The sequence below is a fragment of the Hafnia alvei genome (assembly GCF_900095695.1).
GTDB lineage: Bacteria > Pseudomonadota > Gammaproteobacteria > Enterobacterales > Enterobacteriaceae > Hafnia > Hafnia alvei_B.
Genome location: NZ_FMIQ01000028.1, coordinates 1 through 18482, shown reverse-complemented (window position 1 = coordinate 18482; position 18482 = coordinate 1). Strand labels below are relative to the sequence as shown.

General features: G+C 49.8%; 18 protein-coding genes. 11 read left to right on the top strand and 7 right to left on the bottom strand.

Annotated features, from left to right (window positions below):
• Positions 1–56: 56 nt before the first annotated feature.
• The 5 genes from BN1044_RS08100 to BN1044_RS08080 form a co-directional block, all read right to left on the bottom strand.
• A complete protein-coding gene (locus tag BN1044_RS08100) occupies positions 57–944 on the bottom strand; it encodes a pirin family protein (RefSeq protein WP_072308252.1) in 888 nt (295 codons plus the stop codon).
• Positions 945–1039: 95 nt separating this feature from the next.
• On the bottom strand, positions 1040–1834 hold the full coding sequence (locus BN1044_RS08095; RefSeq protein ID WP_247650279.1) for an MgtC/SapB family protein: 795 nt from the start codon (positions 1832–1834) through the stop codon (positions 1040–1042).
• Between the two features lie 548 nt (positions 1835–2382).
• Positions 2383–3639, bottom strand: a complete 1257-nt coding sequence (gene dcuC / locus BN1044_RS08090) for a C4-dicarboxylate transporter DcuC (RefSeq protein ID WP_040046081.1) — start codon at positions 3637–3639, stop codon at positions 2383–2385.
• 13 nt (positions 3640–3652) lie between these two features.
• Positions 3653–4771 (bottom strand): adenosine deaminase family protein, encoded by a 1119-nt coding sequence (locus BN1044_RS08085; protein WP_175421595.1) that lies wholly within the window; start codon positions 4769–4771, stop codon positions 3653–3655.
• 129 nt (positions 4772–4900) lie between these two features.
• Positions 4901–5812, bottom strand: a complete 912-nt coding sequence (locus tag BN1044_RS08080; protein ID WP_072308251.1) for a LysR family transcriptional regulator — start codon at positions 5810–5812, stop codon at positions 4901–4903.
• 481 nt (positions 5813–6293) lie between these two features.
• Between BN1044_RS08080 and BN1044_RS08075 the strand changes: the two genes are divergently transcribed.
• Positions 6294–6911, top strand: coding sequence for a DUF3156 family protein (locus tag BN1044_RS08075; protein WP_072308250.1), 618 nt, complete (start codon positions 6294–6296; stop codon positions 6909–6911).
• 88 nt (positions 6912–6999) lie between these two features.
• On the opposite strand, the gene BN1044_RS08070 is transcribed toward BN1044_RS08075, so the two are convergent.
• Positions 7000–7290 (bottom strand): hypothetical protein, encoded by a 291-nt coding sequence (locus BN1044_RS08070; RefSeq protein WP_072308249.1) that lies wholly within the window; start codon positions 7288–7290, stop codon positions 7000–7002.
• Between the two features lie 312 nt (positions 7291–7602).
• Between BN1044_RS08070 and BN1044_RS08065 the strand changes: the two genes are divergently transcribed.
• A complete protein-coding gene (locus BN1044_RS08065; protein ID WP_072308248.1) occupies positions 7603–8559 on the top strand; it encodes an HNH endonuclease in 957 nt (318 codons plus the stop codon).
• A 229-nt stretch (positions 8560–8788) separates the two neighbouring features.
• The gene (locus tag BN1044_RS08060; RefSeq protein ID WP_254663923.1) at positions 8789–9409 is read left to right on the top strand and encodes a DUF3156 family protein; all 621 of its coding nucleotides are present in this window, start codon (positions 8789–8791) and stop codon (positions 9407–9409) included.
• 26 nt (positions 9410–9435) lie between these two features.
• Here BN1044_RS08060 and BN1044_RS08055 read toward each other — a convergent pair whose 3' ends face one another.
• Positions 9436–10257 (bottom strand): IclR family transcriptional regulator, encoded by an 822-nt coding sequence (locus tag BN1044_RS08055; RefSeq protein ID WP_072308247.1) that lies wholly within the window; start codon positions 10255–10257, stop codon positions 9436–9438.
• Between the two features lie 298 nt (positions 10258–10555).
• Here BN1044_RS08055 and yiaK point away from each other — a divergent pair, with 298 nt between their 5' ends.
• The 8 genes from yiaK to araD all read left to right on the top strand — a co-directional run bounded on the left by yiaK (position 10556) and on the right by araD (position 18406).
• The gene (gene yiaK, locus BN1044_RS08050) at positions 10556–11554 is read left to right on the top strand and encodes a 3-dehydro-L-gulonate 2-dehydrogenase (RefSeq protein ID WP_040046074.1); all 999 of its coding nucleotides are present in this window, start codon (positions 10556–10558) and stop codon (positions 11552–11554) included.
• 12 nt (positions 11555–11566) lie between these two features.
• Complete coding sequence (locus BN1044_RS08045) at positions 11567–12034, top strand: NanQ anomerase/TabA/YiaL family protein (RefSeq protein WP_072308246.1); 468 nt, start codon at positions 11567–11569, stop codon at positions 12032–12034.
• A 37-nt stretch (positions 12035–12071) separates the two neighbouring features.
• Entirely contained in the window at positions 12072–13031 is a 960-nt protein-coding gene (locus tag BN1044_RS08040) for a DUF4862 family protein (protein ID WP_072308245.1), read from the top strand.
• A gap of 126 nt (positions 13032–13157) precedes the next feature.
• Entirely contained in the window at positions 13158–14495 is a 1338-nt protein-coding gene (locus BN1044_RS08035) for an MFS transporter (RefSeq protein WP_072308244.1), read from the top strand.
• Between the two features lie 144 nt (positions 14496–14639).
• Positions 14640–16166, top strand: coding sequence for an FGGY-family carbohydrate kinase (locus tag BN1044_RS08030; protein ID WP_072308243.1), 1527 nt, complete (start codon positions 14640–14642; stop codon positions 16164–16166).
• A gap of 13 nt (positions 16167–16179) precedes the next feature.
• The gene (gene ulaD, locus BN1044_RS08025) at positions 16180–16839 is read left to right on the top strand and encodes a 3-keto-L-gulonate-6-phosphate decarboxylase UlaD (RefSeq protein ID WP_072308242.1); all 660 of its coding nucleotides are present in this window, start codon (positions 16180–16182) and stop codon (positions 16837–16839) included.
• Positions 16836–17708 carry an L-ribulose-5-phosphate 3-epimerase gene (locus BN1044_RS08020; RefSeq protein WP_072308241.1) on the top strand — a complete coding sequence of 291 codons (873 nt, stop codon included), beginning with the start codon at positions 16836–16838 and terminating at the stop codon, positions 17706–17708. Before ulaD ends, BN1044_RS08020 begins: the two co-directional genes overlap by 4 nt.
• Positions 17702–18406, top strand: a complete 705-nt coding sequence (gene araD, locus BN1044_RS08015; protein WP_072308240.1) for an L-ribulose-5-phosphate 4-epimerase — start codon at positions 17702–17704, stop codon at positions 18404–18406. The genes BN1044_RS08020 and araD overlap by 7 nt, the downstream gene beginning before the upstream one ends.
• Positions 18407–18482 lie beyond the last annotated feature (76 nt).

Here is an 18482-nt window from a genome sequence, read left to right as displayed (position 1 = left end):
TTTTCATTCGAGTTTATTGATGGATATCTGCCACGGGAAAGCGAAGCCATACACGCTTATGGCATTTCTGGCGACGGTGTGCGTTCGCCGTTAAAGCCGTGTACGGTGCCAAAACGGCCCGTGTCTTGGTTCCAGTCGGCAATGGATTGGCGCAATTCTTCTTTGCTGCGGCCCACGAAATTCCACCACATCAGCACCTGCTCACCTAAAGGCTCACCGCCGAGGAATAACACCCGTGTTTTTGGTGCCAGCGTGACGTTGAGCTGCGTATTTTGCGTGCCAATATAGGCCAGCTCATTTTCAGCAAAGCGTTCGCCTTCAATATTAATCTCACCTTCCAACACAAACAGACCATATTCAAAATCTGGCTGCAGCGTTAACTGGGTATTTGAGCCATCGGGCGTATAGAGATCGACACCGAGTAAATCGGAGAAACACAGGGTTGGCGCATGGTAGCTGGCGTAATCTCCGGCCAGAAGCGTGTGGCGGATGCCATCAGCATCCCAAACGGGCAGCGTTGGATAGTGATCAAAACGCGGCGGCATATCTTTAACGGCTTCGGGTAAGGCTATCCATAATTGGGCCGCGTGGAGGCGTGGGAAGCCCGGCACTGACTCCTCGGTATGGGCAATGCCGTGTCCGGCCGTCATTAAATTCACCTGACCAGGACGGATGATTTGCTCGTAGCCAAGGCTGTCGCGATGTAAAACCTCGCCCTCTAGCATCCATGTGAACGTCTGCAAACAGGTATGCGGGTGAGGAGCCACACGGAATCCACCGCTGTCGTGTTTAAGCACCGATGGACCCGCATGATCGAGAAAGCACCATGCGCCAATCAAACGACGTTCTTTAACCGGAATGGCGCGCGAAACGGGGATCCCGCCAACGTCTTTAATACGGGACGTGATGCGCTGTAGTGGGATAGAGCTGTGATTGTTATTCATAGTCGCTCGCTCGTTATTGGGTATAGGATAAGCACCGATATTTCATCCTATACCACTTAGCGTCGAGTTGCAGTGATGCCCTCATCATTCCCACTCTAGCTCGAGCTACCACCGATTCGGCTGTAGTAGGCCTGTTTGACGAGGCTTTCATCGAGCAGCACATTGACCAGATTATCCAAATCGTCGGCGGAAACCGATGCTGGGATCAGCGATACGGTAATCTCCACGTCATCGTCACCGAAAGGCTCAACGTCGAGGTGTGACATAAAGCAGTTTTCCGCTTTCAACGTTTGTTTCACCAGCGTCAGCGCCTCGCGCTGATCGTTTTCTAACGTGATGACGCAAATCTCGTAAGTGGCATCACCACGTTCGTCGATAAGCGGTTGGCGGTTGATAATGTTGACCATTGGACGCAGTAAGGTATTGGAGGCAACGACAAAAAACGTCGCCATACAGGCATCGGCAATCATTCCCGCACCCGCGCAGGCACCTACGGCGGCGGAGCCCCACAGCGTTGCCGCGGTATTAAGCCCGCGGATGTTTAATCCTTCCTTCATGATGGTTCCCGCGCCGAGAAAGCCGACGCCGGAAACGACATAAGAGATCACCCGTACAGCACCGCTAGGCGTATCGATACTCATCGCCAAATGAACAAAAATAGCGGCGCTGGTGGCAACCAGCGTGTTGGTGCGCAATCCAGCCGTACGCTGGCGATATTGACGCTCGTAGCCAATGATGGCGCCGAGTAAAAATGCGACCAGTAAAATAGAAAATGTTTCGTAATGCAGAGTGAAGTTCATGTAATAAGCCTCAGGAATTGGGCTCTGCTTTTTAGTAACGAAAATAGGCATATTTTGCCCGTGGCTATACCACGGAACTTTCGTCATCATTAATTTTGTCGCAATATCTGGCGCAATAAATGATGAAGGACGTTATTTCCGTTGCGAATAAGCAGAAAAATAAATAGCAGCCATTCATCAGAATTAAATCTGATTAATAACTACGTGATTTTGAGATGAGGCGTGTTAATTCAGTGAGGCTGTTTACGCAAAATGGCGTAAGCCTTAACAATGAAACTGCGGTGGCGTTCTATACCCCTGTATCTTGAAGGCCGAAGGGTATAACGGAGAATAGCACCACATCCTTTGTCTATGCAGGATGTGAAGGGGGGACATTATCACATCATGCGATCAGCTGAGAAAAACACGCGATCTCGGTCTGTCGTTGTCCATGCTATTTCCTTAGGTTGGTGTAGATAACGTAGATATTCAATTTATAACGCCGATTATTATAGCGGAGTGAGTTTGAACGTTATCTAAACGACCCGTGTAAATAACGAATAAAAACAGCTAATAGAATAAAGAGTAAAAGAGTCCGATATTTATCGGACTCTTTTATAAATCAAAATATATTTTCTGTCGGGGTATTTCTACGCCTGTTAAATAAGCACAATCAGCAGAATTAAACCAATCAGCATAACGGGAGCGGTACGCTTAATCAGGTCGATAGGAGAAACACCGGCCATACCCGCAACCACAATGGCCGCAGCCGAAAGCGGGGAGGCCGTACGACCTAAGTAACTGGCAAATGCGGCAGCAGTTCCAAGATTCGTGGGGTTCATACCAAATTCAGCGGCATGCGGCGTGATGGCTTCATTGAACGCATAGGCGGTTGCGTCGCCAGAACCAATCACGATGGCCATCAAGAATGGTCCCACGGTACCGCCAAAGCGGGCGGCTTCAGGAAAATCAATCAGCGCGCTTTTCGCCGCATCGATAAGTCCGACCGAAGTTAACCCCGCCACAAACACACCGGCGCAGATGATAATGCCGAATACGTCGCTGTAGGCTTTGCCCATTCCGTCAAAGAAGGCGGGAACCACCTTGCCAGGATGGGTGCGGGTAACGGCGAGAGTGGCAAGAACGCCCCACATAACGGCTTGAGGAACGCCCATTTTTAACCAGCTTACGCCGCCAAATGCACCCAGCATCAGCAGCGCAATAGGCACCAGCGGCATCAGCGCGGCCAAAATATTGATCGGACCTTCTTGTGGATCTTCAGCGTCAAGGCGTGAATGATAGCCTTTGTGTTCTTTGCGCAGCACGGCGGTTATTGTCATGCCAATCATGATGATAAGACCTAGCCACACGACGGTCATCACGCGGTCGCCGATGATCGTCATAACGTCGCCCCCCACGATTTTTGCCACCAGCGCCATGTGTGGGCTACCTGGATTGAGCAAACTGGCACCGAAGGTTCCGGCTAATACCGATGCCGCCGCCATGACCGGATGGATCCCCGCAGCTAGCTGTAAAGGGATCATGGTTATCCCCGCGGCTGCCGCAGCACCTGCCGCGCTTGGCAGAGCTAACTGCACGAAGGTGGTGAGCAAAATAGTGCCAGGAATGAGAAACAGCCCAACGTGTTTAAGCGGGGCGCTTAATAGGCGGACTAAATGGCGATCGCAGCCGGTAAATTTCATCACGGTCGCAAATCCAATGGCTGACAGAATGGCTTGGATCAGCCCTTCAGACACCATCTTTTCCGCAAAGCTGTTCATCGCGGCCATCGGCTCTAATGAGATCAGGCACATCAACATGCCGGAAAACAGCAGAACGGTGCGGGTGTCCTGCTTTTTGATTAGCAGGATGATGGTTAACAGCAGAATTATTACGCCAAGAGTTAAGGTCAACATGGGGTTCTCGATGCTATGCCGTTGGGGAACGATGATAGGAAATATGCTGAGCCGGCTCGATCTGCGGTTCGTGCGCCAGTTTGCTGCGTAGACGGTCAAACTCAGCGACCCACGCCTGTCGCCATTGTCGTTTGATTTCCTCTGGCTGCCAGCAGGCATTGATACCGTTGAGCATCAGTTGGCGTACGCCATCAAGATCGAAGCCGAATTCTTCCACCATAACGCGATAGCATTCGGCGCCGTTGGTGTTGTGCATGTGCCAGTCGTCGGTGGCTGGGATGATATTCATGCCCGCTTGCGCCATTTGGCGGATGGGATGGTGTTTACGCCACTGGTCTGCATCCGGCCATTTTTTGAGATAGTAGGTATTGCTGGGCACCACGGTAAAAGGAGTGCCTTCGCGGGCGCAGCGTGCGGTAAGCTCAAGGTTATCCAATACGGTATAGCCGTGATCGATGCGCTCTAGGTGAATCAAATCTAAGCCCGTCTCTACGTTACGCCAATGCAAACCAAACTCTGAACAGTGCCCTGTGAGGCGTAATCCACCGAGTTTTGCTTTGCGATAGGCTTTCCAAAAATGCTCGATAGGGGCGTCATTCTCTTTGTAGTCAATGCCAATCCCGGGCACTAAAGGGTGCGGATAATTCAGCACGGCATCCACCATCGCCACGGCTTCTTCGGGGGATTTTTCGCGGTTGATCGAGGGAATAAAGAGCGCACGAATATCCCATTCTTCAGCCGCTTTCGCCATTGCGCTGCTCATGGCCTCTGTGACTTCGGCATAGGTGAGTTCGGTGTCAGAGGGATTCCAAAACAGCTCCAGATGACGAATACCGGTTGCTGCGGCGTCTTGCGCCACTTCATAGGTCACGCGGTAGTAATCTTCGGCGCTGCGCATCAGCGGATACAAAAAGTTAAGCGCCGCAATCCCGCCTTTCACCACGCTGGTCTCATGTTGATAACGGCGATAGTAGCTTTTGGCTTCGGATTCGGTGAGGGGCACTTCGTATTTCTGCGCCAGTGCTAGCATGGTGGTGAGACGAACTCCGCCAAGCAGATGGTAATGGAGATCCGCTTTAGGGAATGTGGCGAAAAACTCTGGCAACGTAATCGTTTGCGTATCCTGCATCATTAACGGCGCTCATTGATAACAAAGAAAACGCCATCATAAATAAAGCGGCCTGAGGGGTGAAATGCTATTCCGGCATTGGCGGGTACGTTTAGGCACTATGTGAGTGGTGAGTGATTTCGTGTGAGACGTCTAGTTTTGCGCCGGTGGCCAATAAGAGACGCCCTGCGCTATCTGCTGAGATAGGCAATGCCAGAATGTTTCCGCGCGCTGGTGAAGCTGCGCTTGGTTGCGATACAGGCGAATTTGATAGGGAATGTGCCAGCGGCTGCGGTTGACGGCAACCAGCTTCCCCTCTGCCAGTTCGTTTTCAATCTGACAATCCGGTAACCAAGCCAATCCCTTAGCGCGTAAGGCCATTTGCCGATGCAAATCACACAGCGAAGATTCAAACACCGGCTGACAGGCAAAAGGCTGCTGCGGCATGAGCCGCTCCACCATTCTCGCGCTGTAAGAGTCTGGCGAATAACGTAAATAGGGCACCGGCTGCTGGTGGTTTTCGTCGGGGGTAAATAATGGCTGGCCTTGCTTATCGGCTGCGCTGACCAGCAGAAGATTACCTTTCCCCAAGAGTAAATTGGTGAAAGGGGGCTGAAGTAAAGCGTGGGTATCAAAGGCTAAAAGAAAATCGCTGGCGCCTTCAATTAACGATTCAACGGCAAAATCTACACGCAGGATATCAACGGAAAATGGCGTTGCGGGGTCGATGCGGTCAATTAAATCGAGCAAAAAAGGAGATGAAAGAGAATGCGGGGCGCTAAAACGAACGGGATTAATCATCTCGGACGGTAAGCCATTTATCTTCTGAATACCTTCTTTAAGCTGATTCACCATGCTGTGAGCAATTAAACGAAACTGATATCCGGCAGGCGTGAGCGTTACCGGTGATGAACTTCTGTCGACTAATTTCTGACCGATACTTTCTTCCAATGCGCGTATATGGCGACCAAAAGCGGGCTGAGTGATGTTGCGTAACTGAGCTGCTCGCGAAAAATTACGCAATTCAGCCAATGCTAAAAAGTCTTCTAACCAGCCGGTATCCATGGGTAAGTATCCTATTGTTCGCGTAGCGATTTATTTCGTTTTAGCCGTGTACCGATAGCGTGATTTTATCAGCAAAAATAGCCGATATAAAAATGAATAAAATAGCTTTATTTCTGCCTAACTATATTAGTCACTGAAATTATTACTATTACTTCTGACAATAACCTCACTATTAAAGATGATTATCTCTGTTGTATTTGTCGCGGCAAGCTGGCATTTATGAATAACAGGGTCGTAATTACTCACTCAGTTATTCACTCAAACATAAATCAATTGCATTTATATGCGAAATTTATGTGGGCTCACTCACTCTAAAATCAGAGTAAAGAAGAGAGAAGTTCGAGAGAGGTAGAGTACGCCAATGACGATTTATCCAAACTTAATAGCGCTGTAGCGAATGGCCTAACAGCAGGATAAAAACGTAACAACAGCAGCCAAAGTTTGGTTTTGATTCATTTTTGTGAGCACGGGAGATAATGATATGAACAGTGAAGTTCAAGTCGTGAATAATTTATGGCGTTGGTTGAGCGGCCAGCGTGAACCTATCGGTTATCAGCCAGGGAGAGTGTTGCATCTGGTTGAAAAAAACCTACAGCCATTTGAATGCAAACGTCTGTCCGATCGCGTGCTCCACGTTGTGTGTCCGCAAGGGTTGGAAGTGGAAGTGGAAGAACGTGTTGTGACCAGCTTCAGAAGCTATAGCGTGACCTGTCATTTCCATCTGCGCGGTGAGACGGGCTTGCAGCAACCGATCCACATTCATGGCAAAAATACCGATATTCTTGGCCGTGGGGATACCCGCTTTAGTGCCAAAACCAGCAATGACGATAGCCGCCGTTTGATGGCCGTGCTGGACTGCTATCCTGAGATTACCGATGCGTTGGATTGCCTTAATTTCCGCCGCTTGAATCTGCGTTCTGAAGCAGGGCAGTGGCAGCTTGAAATTGAGCTGTTTGCCGCAACCGAATTGGTGGGCCCGCGTCCGATATGCAGCGGCTATCAACGTTTACCTTACGCGCAGCGTCATCTGATGTTGGACGTGATGCAGATGTTCCAAAAAATGATGGATCGCGTGACGGTGCAAGGTGTGGCGGCTTAACTCCCCTTTATCTAAATCTAAGTCTTATCTACGACCCCAACATTGAATGAGTTTGATGTTGGGGTTGTTGTTTATAGCGACTCAGGACTCAGTACGCGCTTGGTGGATATTCACCAAGCACGGTCAATGCAGGGATCAGATGCGCTGCGGCGCTAAGAAATGCACCGACCTGCTTAAGGCTTTCATTTGGAAATGTGTTATCGCTGGCAAAAGCCTCGCTGATAAACATCAACCCGTGACATAACCCTTCGATGGTTTCCTCTGCGACTGCGGATAAATCAATGTGTTGAATATCACTTAACTGCTGGCTATCAAGTTCGGAGACAAGTTCACGGAAGATGGTGATAGAGCTGGCTGGGGTGGAGGTGTAGTTGGTCATCGTGTTTTCTCATGATTAAAATGGGTAATCCAGCGGTTTTAAGCCTCTGGTTGTTATCATGATATTTTCGGAACGCCAATTCCGGTTGCAATTTTCGTCTGTAAAATTGCAGCGATGAGGACTATATCGTTGAGTTTGACGGGAGAAAAGCGGCCAAGCACATTTACATCTAAGTTGTAGCGGGTATTGGAATCGTCCTCGCAAAAATTTAGCTATTAGTGAGTTATCTAATATCATTGTTAGCCATTAACTTATTCTTTAGATTGTTTTAATTGATAGATAAAAAATCATTAAGACATCTTTGAGGCTGCGATGAGATATTGGTGGGTTAACCATAAGCAAACAGTTAAGCATGAGGTCAATGGCGGTTTTCTGTGGTCTCCGAAGACCAAAAAGGGGAATATTAAAAATCGCTATTACGACAATCTCTGTATTGCGGCACCGGGCGATAAGGTGCTTTCTTATGCGAATAAAAAAGTTGCCTATGTTGGCGTAGTGACTGATTTTGCCATTAGTGCGTCAAAGCCAGAATTCGGGGCTGCGGGTAAACTTTGGGGTAATGATGGCTGGTTACTCCCTGTCGATTGGCAGAAATTCTCCAACCCTGTAAGTCCATTCGATATTCTTGATGACCTTCGTCCGCATTTATCAAAAGCAAATATCTATTCCCCCATACGGCTCGATAATGCTCATGGATATCAGCATATTTATCTAACGGAAGTCGGTGAGGATGTTTTTAATATTGTTGTGAACGCAGGCCAAACCATAGAGCATTTGGTGGTTAAAGATATCGATGCTGAGCCGACGGATCTGAGAAAAAAACTCGATGATGAAGTTGAAAAACAAGTTATTGCTGATGTTGATCTAAACGACACCATTAAAGAGCAACTGATCAAAGCCAGACGAGGCCAAGGCGATTTTCGACGTAATCTACAGGAAGTTGAGCCATCGTGCCGTATCACTCAAATTGATACCCCTAGCCTCCTGATTGCAAGTCATATAAAACCGTGGCGCTGCTGTGAAAGTGGCAATGAAAGACTCGATGGAAATAATGGTTTATTGCTTGCCCCCCATATTGATTGGTTATTTGATAAAGGTCTTATCAGCTTTGCGGACTCTGGCGAGGTCTTAGTATCACCAAATCTGTCTGAGGATGAGCTTAACAAGCTAGGATTGAAAAATATCAGCGAACAAAATGTTGGCTCCTTCAATCATAAGCAAAGTATTTATCTTGAGTTTCATAGAGATAATATTTTCCTGAACAAGTGACATAACCATGCATACGCGGCCTTATCGGTAGCGTGTGCATGATTTGAATTATGATTAAGTTGCAAATATGTAAATAAATAGTAATCTCACCTCACAATACCTCTCCCCCAACTCTCTAAACCTCATCCCTATGAGTGCTTTTGCATCAGTCTGCGGATTGTGTATATTACGCCGCCTGTTGGCCGCGCTTGGCTAACGCAACAATATGAATCTTGTCGATGGAGAGTGAGTGGTGAACAGCGCAGTTCCTTTACTAAGTCGGGCGTGGCATTGGTTGATGACGTCGCGTGAACCTGTGGGGTATCGACCTGGGCAGATGTTAAATCTGGTGGCGCGTGATTTTCGTCCTTATGCCTGCGAGCGCACATCGCCGTGTAGTTTAACGGTCACTTTGCCACAGGGATTAACGATCGAAGTGCGTGAAAAGGCGACGGCGTTATTTCGCTCATTTGTGGTGTGTAGCCATTTCCATCTTCAGGGAACGACCGGATTGCAGCAGCCCGTCAGGTTAAGGGCGCGTAATGGCAATATTTTAGGGCGCGGCGGCGTGCGGTTCCGCTGCAAAGATAAAAACGACGATAGCCAACGTTTGTTAGCGGTGTTGAATTGCTATCCGCATATTTTTGCTGCTCTGGATGATTTGCATTTTCGCCATCTTAATCTGCGTGTGGAACAAGGCCAGTGGTGGCTCGAAATTGAGCACTACGCGGCGTCAGAGGTAATCAGTCAGGTGCCGGTAGAGCGCCGTTATCAAAAGCTGCATCACGATCAGCGCCAGCAGTTATTGAACGTTATGCAGATGTTTGATGAATTAATGACGCGGGTGGCCAGTGAAGGCGTTACCGCCTAGGCGGCAACGGTAGGCAAAATAGCGGTTTATTCGTAGGTATTGAGACCCAGCTCGCGCGATATCGCCGCTGCGGTCTCTTTGAGTGGTTTTAACAGATTCTGCTCACCAATCATGCCCAGTTTGGCGGTTGAAAGGGAGATGGAGACCGAATAACTCACGCGGTGATGAATATCAAAGACCGGCACCGCAATACAGGATACGCCCAGCTCATTTTCCTCTCGGTCCATCGCCATTCCCTGCTGGCGGATCTGCTCTAACTCTTGGTACATCTGATCTAGCTGAATGATGGTATTGCGCGTAAGCGGCTGGATCTCATCTTGGTGGTTCTTCCAATAAGGCTCTACATAGTCGTGATGACCATAGGCCATGTAGATTTTCCCCATCGCCGAACAGTACAGAGGCATGTGCTGGCCGATGTAGGCTCGCGTTCGCAGCATGCCGGTCGTTGGTTCTAATTTATAAATCAAGATGGCGTGATCGTCTTCGCGGCTGGAGAAGTTAATGGTTTCTCCGGTGGCAATATTCAGCGCTTCTAAGTGAGGGGCTGCCACATGGATGATGTTCAACGAAGATAATGCTTTTTGCCCAACGGCAATAAACTTAGTGGTTAAACGATAGCTGCCTGCCGCCGGTGCCGGAGTGACATAGCCGCAGGATTGCAAACCCTGTAATAGGCGGTGCACGGTGCTTTTATTTAATTGCGCTAGCTCAGAAAGGTGCGCCAACGGACATCCGTTGGGATAGTTGCTCAGGATCTCTATCAGCTGTAGCCCGCGAAAAAGGCTTTGGCTTCCAGCCGGTTTTTCTTTGCTTGGCTCGATCTCGGTTGCTTTCTCTTTTGTTTTCATTCGCCTTTAATCTTTCCAGTCAAATCACACTGCAGTGATGTTAACTCAATTTATCGCCATTTTTTGTTATTCCTTTGCATTATTTCCCTTCCAATTTTCCCCCTACCCGAAGTGTGTTTTACGTCACGTTCTTGAATGATAAAAAACAACTAATTGATTTATATGGTTTTTAAAAAACGGCAGTGCTTTGACTTGTTAAAATTTGAGCGGTATTATTTTTTGGAATCTGATTTCACATAGTGAAATTTAAAGATTTAAAAACCAACAAATAGATTGTTTGAATCACGAGGAGAGCGCTATGCGAGTGAGTTTTGACCAGTTAAAACAGGAGTTTGAACGGGTGCTATTGGCGCGTGGCGTTCAGGCTGAAACCGCCAGCGAGTGCGCAACGATGTTTGCCCAAACCACGGAATCTGGCGTCTATTCTCACGGGGTGAACCGTTTTCCTCGCTTTATTCAACAGCTTGAGGCGGGGGATATCATCCCTGACGCGCAGGCAAAGCGTGTTCTGGCATTGGGGGCGATTGAGCAATGGGATGCACAGCGTTCTATCGGCAATCTCACCGCGAAAAAAATGATGGATCGTGCGATGTCTTTGGCCTCAGACCACGGCATTGGCTTAATTGCGGTGCGCAATGCCAACCACTGGATGCGCGGCGGAAGCTACGGATGGCAGGCCGCTGAGAAAGGTTATATTGGCATTTGCTGGACGAATTCGATTGCCGTTATGCCGCCGTGGGGAGCGAAAGAATGTCGTATTGGCACGAATCCGTTGATCGTGGCGATCCCGGGAAATCCGATCACCATGGTGGATATGTCAATGTCGATGTTCTCTTACGGCATGTTGGAAGTGAACCGTTTAGCAGGGCGCGAACTGCCCGTTGACGGTGGCTTCGATGACGAGGGCAATCTCACCCGTGAGCCGGGCGTGATAGAGAAAAATCGCCGCATTTTACCGATGGGATACTGGAAGGGATCTGGGTTATCTATCGTGTTGGATATGATTGCGACGCTGTTGTCTGATGGTGCATCGGTGGCTGAAGTTACAGAGGACAACTCTGACGAATATGGCATTTCACAAATTTTTATCGCCATTGAGGTCGATCGTTTAATTGAAGGTGCGACTCGCGATGCCAAGCTACAGCGCATTATGGATTACGTGAAAGGGGCGGAGCGCGCTAATCCTGAGGTGGCGATCCGCTTGCCGGGCCATGAGTTTACCCAGCTACTGGCCGAAAACCGCCGCAATGGCATCACCATTGATGACAGCGTATGGGCAAAAATTCAGGCACTCTAAGGACGCAATATCATGATATTCGGCCATATTAGCAATGAAAATCCCTGTGAGTTGCCAACGGCAATCCAAAGAGCACTCAACTTTTTACGTACCACGGACTTCAGCCAGCAAAAGGTTGGAGAAGTCGAAATTGATGGGCGTAATATTTATGCGCAGATTATTGATATGACAACGCGGCCTAAAAAAGATAATCGCCCAGAAGTTCATCGTCGCTATATTGATATTCAATTTTTAGCCAAGGGTGAAGAGATTATCTGTGTCGCAGCGGATCGCGGAAATAATAAAATCTCTGAATCATTATTAGCTGAGCGAGATATTATTTTTTATCACGACGTAAATGATGAATCAGAATTAACGATGACCGAGGGAAGCTATGCCATTTTCTTCCCACAAGACGTTCATCGTCCCGGATGTATAAAAAATAAAGCGACGCCAATTCGTAAAGTTGTCGTAAAAGTCGCGCTGAGCGAGCTTATTTAAAGCATTAATTATTTCCACCACCAAGGGATAATTTTCAATGAATTATAATCACGGCTTTATTGTCGGAGCGTACCCCTGCGCACCTTCATTTCATCAACGCGATCGCGATCAAGAGACGGCGTTCTGGCGTGGCCTTGCGGACGTTGAAGGAATACGCGGGATTGAACAGCCTTGTCTGGAAAATCTTCATCCTTACGGCTGTGACTATTTATTTCAACAGATCCCTGCGGACTGGCAGATTGTAGTCACCGCCGTTATGGAAACGATGCGCCGTCGTGCAGGGCACGGAGGCTTTGGCTTGGCTTCGGCAGACAAAGCGCAGCGCTTGGCCTGCGTTGAATACTATCGCCATATTTTGAATAAAATTAACCGTGCCAACGATCGCTTTGGTATGAAGAAAATCCTCGCCTTGGAGATTCAATCTGCGCCATTGGCTGGTTCTGATGATGTTGCGCTGGCGGCAGAATGTTTTGCTGAGTCAATGCAGCAGATTGCGCGCTGGGACTGGCCGTGCGAGCTGGTGATTGAACACTGCGACGCAATGAATAAACCTGATTCACGCAAAGGCTTTTTGCCTTTAGAGCAGGAAATTGCGGCGATACAAGCGCTGGAACAAGACGTTGGAATAGCCATTAACTGGGCTCGTTCAGCGATTGAAGGACGCAACACGACATTGCCCTTACAGCATCTGCAACAAAGCCAGCAGGCCGGAGTGCTTAAGGCATTGATGTTTTCTGGTACATCGACGGGTGGCGCGTACGGTGATTGGCAAGATTTACACGCGCCTTTTGCACCGTTCGCAAGCGCTCGGGTTAACTGTGCTGAAAGTTTAATGACCGTAGAGCTGGCGTCCGAAATGTTTAAGCTAGCGCCTTTGGAATCATTAAGTTTTGCTGGAATTAAATTATTAGAAATTGATCCTAAAGCTAGCGTTGCACATCGTATTGATATATTGCGCGATGGAATTAATGCTTTAAATATCGCGACACGAAATTAGCAGTAATACTTTAAATTATTTAATGGATTAAATGCATTAAGTCTTCACCAAATAAACCCATATCAATGGGGAAATCTGTGCATCCTAATGTACGGGCCGTATCAATAATGATTAAGGCGTGAAGTTATGAACTCTAACTCTGATACTCTACATAAAAATAATATACCGAATGATATTCCACGCCAGCGATGGCTAAGAATAATTCCTCCGATCTTAATTGCCTGCATTATTTCTTATATGGATAGGGTGAATATCGCTTTCGCGATGCCTGGAGGCATGGATGCGGATCTCGGTATTACGGCATCTATGGCAGGATTAGCTGGTGGCATTTTCTTTATTGGTTATTTATTCCTGCAAGTTCCCGGTGGAAAAATTGCCGTGCACGGCAGCGGGAAAAAATTCATTGGCTGGTCACTGGTCGCGTGGGTGGTTATTTCTATTTTAACCGGCTTAGTGACGAATCATTACCAACTCCTGTTTCTGCGCTTTGCTCTCGGCGTGGCGGAAGGGGGAATGCTGCCCGTTGTGCTCACGATGATCAGCAACTGGTTTCCCGACGCTGAACGCGGGCGCGCTAATGCGATTGTGATTATGTTTGTGCCGATTGCCGGCATTATCACGGCACCGCTTTCGGGCTGGATTATCACCGCGCTTGACTGGCGCTGGCTATTTATCATTGAAGGTTTGATGTCGGTAGCGGTGCTGGTTCTGTGGGTTATGGCGGTGTGTGACCGACCACAAGAGGCGCGCTGGATTTCGGAAAAAGAGAAAAGCTGGCTGATCGCCACCTTAGTCGAAGAGCAGCGCGCGATTGCTGGAAAAGAGGTGAAAAACGCCTCTCTGAGCGCGGTGCTGTCCGATAAAACCATGTGGCAGCTGATCGCGCTGAACTTCTTTTATCAAACCGGTATTTACGGCTACACCCTGTGGCTGCCGACCATCCTCAAAGAGCTGACCCATACCTCGATGGGGCAGGTGGGCATGTTGGCCATTCTCCCTTATGTCGGTGCGATGGCAGGCATGTTCCTCTTCTCTTCACTCTCTGACCGCACCGGTAAACGCAAGCTGTTCGTGTTCTTACCGCTGCTGGGTTTCGCCGCGTGCATGTTCCTGTCTGTGACGTTGAAAAACCATGTGTGGTGGTCGTACGCGATGCTGGTGGGCTGCGGCGTATTTCTGCAGTCGGCTGCGGGCGTATTTTGGACCATTCCAGCCAAGTTATTTAGCGCAGAAATGGCGGGAGGGGCGCGTGGGGTGATTAACGCGCTCGGTAACCTTGGCGGATTTTGCGGGCCGTATGCGGTTGGGTTGCTGATTACTTATTACAACAAAGATGCCGGTGTTTATTGCCTTGCCCTGTCGCTGGCGATAGCTGCGCTGCTGGCGCTGTTGCTGCCTGCGAAATGTGATGTACCAACGCAGTCTGGTGCGCAATTGCCAGAAGGCAAATGCACGGCGGCGTAAATAGACCCCACCCTAACCCTCCCCTTCGCAGGGGAGGGAGCCGTTCAGGGGAGTTTGTGAAGATCTCGATCGGCTCCTCCCACTGACAAGGGGAGGTTGGGAGGGGGACTGGTGGGGCAATCAATGCAAATAACAGGAATGACTATGAGTGCGACATCCACGGAATATTGGCTGGGTATCGACTGTGGCGGTACCTATCTCAAGGCCGGTCTATACGATAGGCAGGGCGCGGAATTATGCATTAGCCGCCAAGCACTGCCGGTGATAAGTGAGCATCCGGGCTGGGCCGAACGTGATATGTCTCTGCTATGGAAAGCCTGCATAGAAACTATCGCCATGCTGCTGCGCCAAAGCGGTGTAAATGGTCAGCAGGTGCAGGCTATCGGAATATCGGCTCAAGGCAAGGGACTGTTTCTCTTAGATAAAGAAAACAGGCCGCTGGGCAATACCATGCTGTCATCGGATCGGCGAGCCACTGACGTGGTGTCGCAGTGGCAGCGCGATGGGCTGCCTGAAATGCTCTATCCGCTTACACGGCAAACCCTGTGGACCGGCCATCCTGTTTCTTTACTGCGCTGGGTTAAACAGCATCAGCCAGAACGTTATCAGAAAATTGGCTCAGTGATGATGGCGCATGACTATCTGCGTTTCTGCCTGACGGGAGAACGCGGTTGCGAAGAGACGAATATTTCTGAATCCAATCTCTACAACATGATGCAGGGCGAATATGACCCCCAGTTAACGCAGTGGCTTGGAATACCTGAGGTTTCTTCTGCTCTGCCACCGATTGTGGGCTCTACTGAAATATGCGGAAAAGTAACACGCGAGGTGGCTGAGGCCACGGGGCTGCGCGCTGGCACGCCCGTGGTGGGAGGGCTGTTTGATGTGGTGTCCACCGCGATCTGCGCGGGCCTTCAGGATGAATTCACGCTGAATGCGGTGATGGGAACTTGGGCGGTGACCAGCGGCGTTGCCAAGAGCATCTCTTCGAACGAATCCTACCCCTACGTCTATGGGCGTTATGCCAATACGCCGGGTGACGATGAGAATAATTATATCGTGCATGAAGCCAGCCCGACCTCTTCCGCCAATTTGGAATGGCTGACCCAACAGTGCGGCGGTATCAGTTTTGATGAAATTAACCAGTCGGTAGGTGCCTTACCGAAGGCCGGCAGCGACGTGATGTTTTTGCCGTTTTTGTATGGCAGCAATGCCGGTTTGGATATGACCGCCGGTTTTTATGGTCTGCAATCGCTACATCGGCGCGAGCATCTTTTACAGGCGGTTTACGAAGGCGTGGTGTTTAGCCACATGACCCATCTCAATCGCATGCGTGAACGTTTTACTCAGGTACGCAATCTGCGCGTTACCGGCGGGCCGGCGCGCTCGAAAGTCTGGATGCAAATGCTGGCTGATGTCAGCGGCTTGCCCGTTGAATTACCACAGGTTGAAGAAACGGGCTGTTTGGGCGCGGCCTTGGTGGCGCTGGTGGGCAGCGGTGTGTACTCCAACGTGAAACAGGCGCAAAGCCAGCTTAGCCATGCGATTCAACGCATTGAACCCGATAGCGCGGTGTGGTGCGCCTATCAGCATAAATTTACCCGTTACCAATATTTGATTGAAGCATTGCATGGCTATCACGTGCGCTGCTCATCGTTAGCCAAGTCTTGAGGAGCTATCCATTATGAACCGACCTTTGCTTCAGCTCGCGCTGGATCACACGAGCCTGAATCAGGCTTTGCAAAGCGTGAGTGCGCTAAGAAACCACGTGGATATTATCGAAGCCGGTACGATCCTATGTATCAGTGAAGGATTGCAGGCCGTGCGGGCAGTGCGTCAGATGTGTCCTGATAGCATTATTGTCGCCGATCTCAAGGTTGCCGATGCTGGAGAAACCTTGGCAACCGAGGCCTTCGACGCCGGAGCAAACTGGATGACGGTGATTTGTGCGGCGCCGTTGGCGACGGTGATAAAAGCGCATCAGGTGGCTCAGTCTCGCGGCGGTGAAATTCAAATTGAGCTATTTGGCAATTGGACGCTCGACGATGCGAAAGCCTGGCGAGCCGCCGGAGTGCGTCAGGCGATTTATCATCGTGGGCGCGATGCTCAGGCTAGCGGGCAATCTTGGAGCCAGCAGGATCTTGATCGTATGAAACAGCTTTCCGATCTGGGGTTGGAGCTGTCGATCACTGGTGGGATCACGCCACAGGATCTCGCGCTGTTTAAAGATATCTCCGTCAGAGCGTTTATTGCCGGCCGTGCATTGTCGGAAGCTGAACATCCGCAAGAGGTTGCACAGGCGTTTCATCAGCAGATCGATGAAATTTGGGGGGCGTCACGATGAACATCATCAAACGACGTCATCCACTTGGCATTTATGAAAAAGCCCTGCCAAAAACCTTAAGCTGGCCAGAGCGCTTAGCGCTGGCGAAAAGCTGTGGGTTCGACTTCGTTGAAATGTCGGTGGATGAAACGGACGAAAGAATTAGCCGTTTAGACTGGAGCGTTGCTCAGCGGACCTCGCTGGTGGGGGCGATGCTGGAAAGTGGGATCTCTATTCCTTCTATGTGCCTATCGGCGCATCGGCGTTTTCCATTTGGCAGCCATGACGAAAATGTGCGCCAGCAGGCGCGCAGCATTATGACGAAAGCGATTCATCTGGCGCGCGACATAGGCATCAGAACGATTCAGCTTGCGGGCTACGACGTGTATTACGAAGAGCAAGATGAGGGCACTCAGCGGCGTTTTACCGAGGGTCTGGCGTGGGCGGTGGAGCAGGCCGCAGGTGCGCAGGTGATGCTGGCCGTTGAGATTATGGATACCGAATTCATGAACTCCATTACCAAGTGGAAAAAGTGGGATCGGCTGCTTTCGTCGCCGTGGTTTAGCGTTTATCCCGACGTGGGAAATCTGAGCGCGTGGGGCAATGATGTGTCTGCCGAGCTGGAACTGGGTATCGATAGCATTGCGGCGATTCATTTGAAAGACACCTATCCGGTAACGGCAACCAGCCAAGGGCAGTTTCGCGATGTGCCATTCGGCGATGGCTGCGTCGATTTCGTCGGCGTGTTCCAAACGCTGAAACGGCTGAACTATCGCGGCTCATTCTTGATTGAAATGTGGACGGAAAAATCACCGGAACCCGTGCTGGAAATCATTAAGGCGCGGCAGTGGATCGAGTCGAAGATGATGGAAGGAGGTTTGGTATGTTAGAGCAATTAAAACAGCAGGTCTTAGACGCCAATCTGGCTCTGCCCAAGCATCATTTAGTCACATTTACCTGGGGCAATGTGAGTGCGATCGATCGTGAATCTGGGCGAGTCGTGATTAAGCCTTCGGGCGTTGAATATGACGGAATGCAGGCGGCAGATATGGTGGTGGTGGATTTAGCCAGCGGCCATGTGGTGGAGGGAAATAAAAAACCGTCGTCGGATACCGCCACCCATTTGGCGCTGTATCGGGCTTTCCCGCACATTGGCGGCATCGTTCATACCCATTCGCGCCATGCCACCATTTGGTCACAGGCCGGTCTTGATCTACCCGCTTGGGGCACCACGCATGCAGACTACTTTTATGGCACCATTCCGTGCACGCGCCTAATGAATAAAGATGAAATTGAAGGCGACTATGAGCATCAAACCGGTGAAGTGATTATTGAAACCTTCGCCCAGCGCGATATTGACCCAATGCAGGTTCCCGCCGTATTAGTGCATTCACATGGTCCCTTTGCGTGGGGCCGCGACGCCGCAGATGCCGTGCATAATGCCGTGGTGCTGGAGGAGTGCGCTTACATGGGCATTTTCTCCCGCCAACTGATGCCTGAGATTGACGCTATGCAGCGCGCTTTGCTGGATAAACACTACCTGCGAAAGCACGGCGCAACGGCCTATTATGGGCAGGAAAATAGCTGATTTAGCCCCGTCATACTTTCAAATCACCTGAATTATTTTGGGCATAGACCGCCATGCGGTAACGCCGCTCATTTAA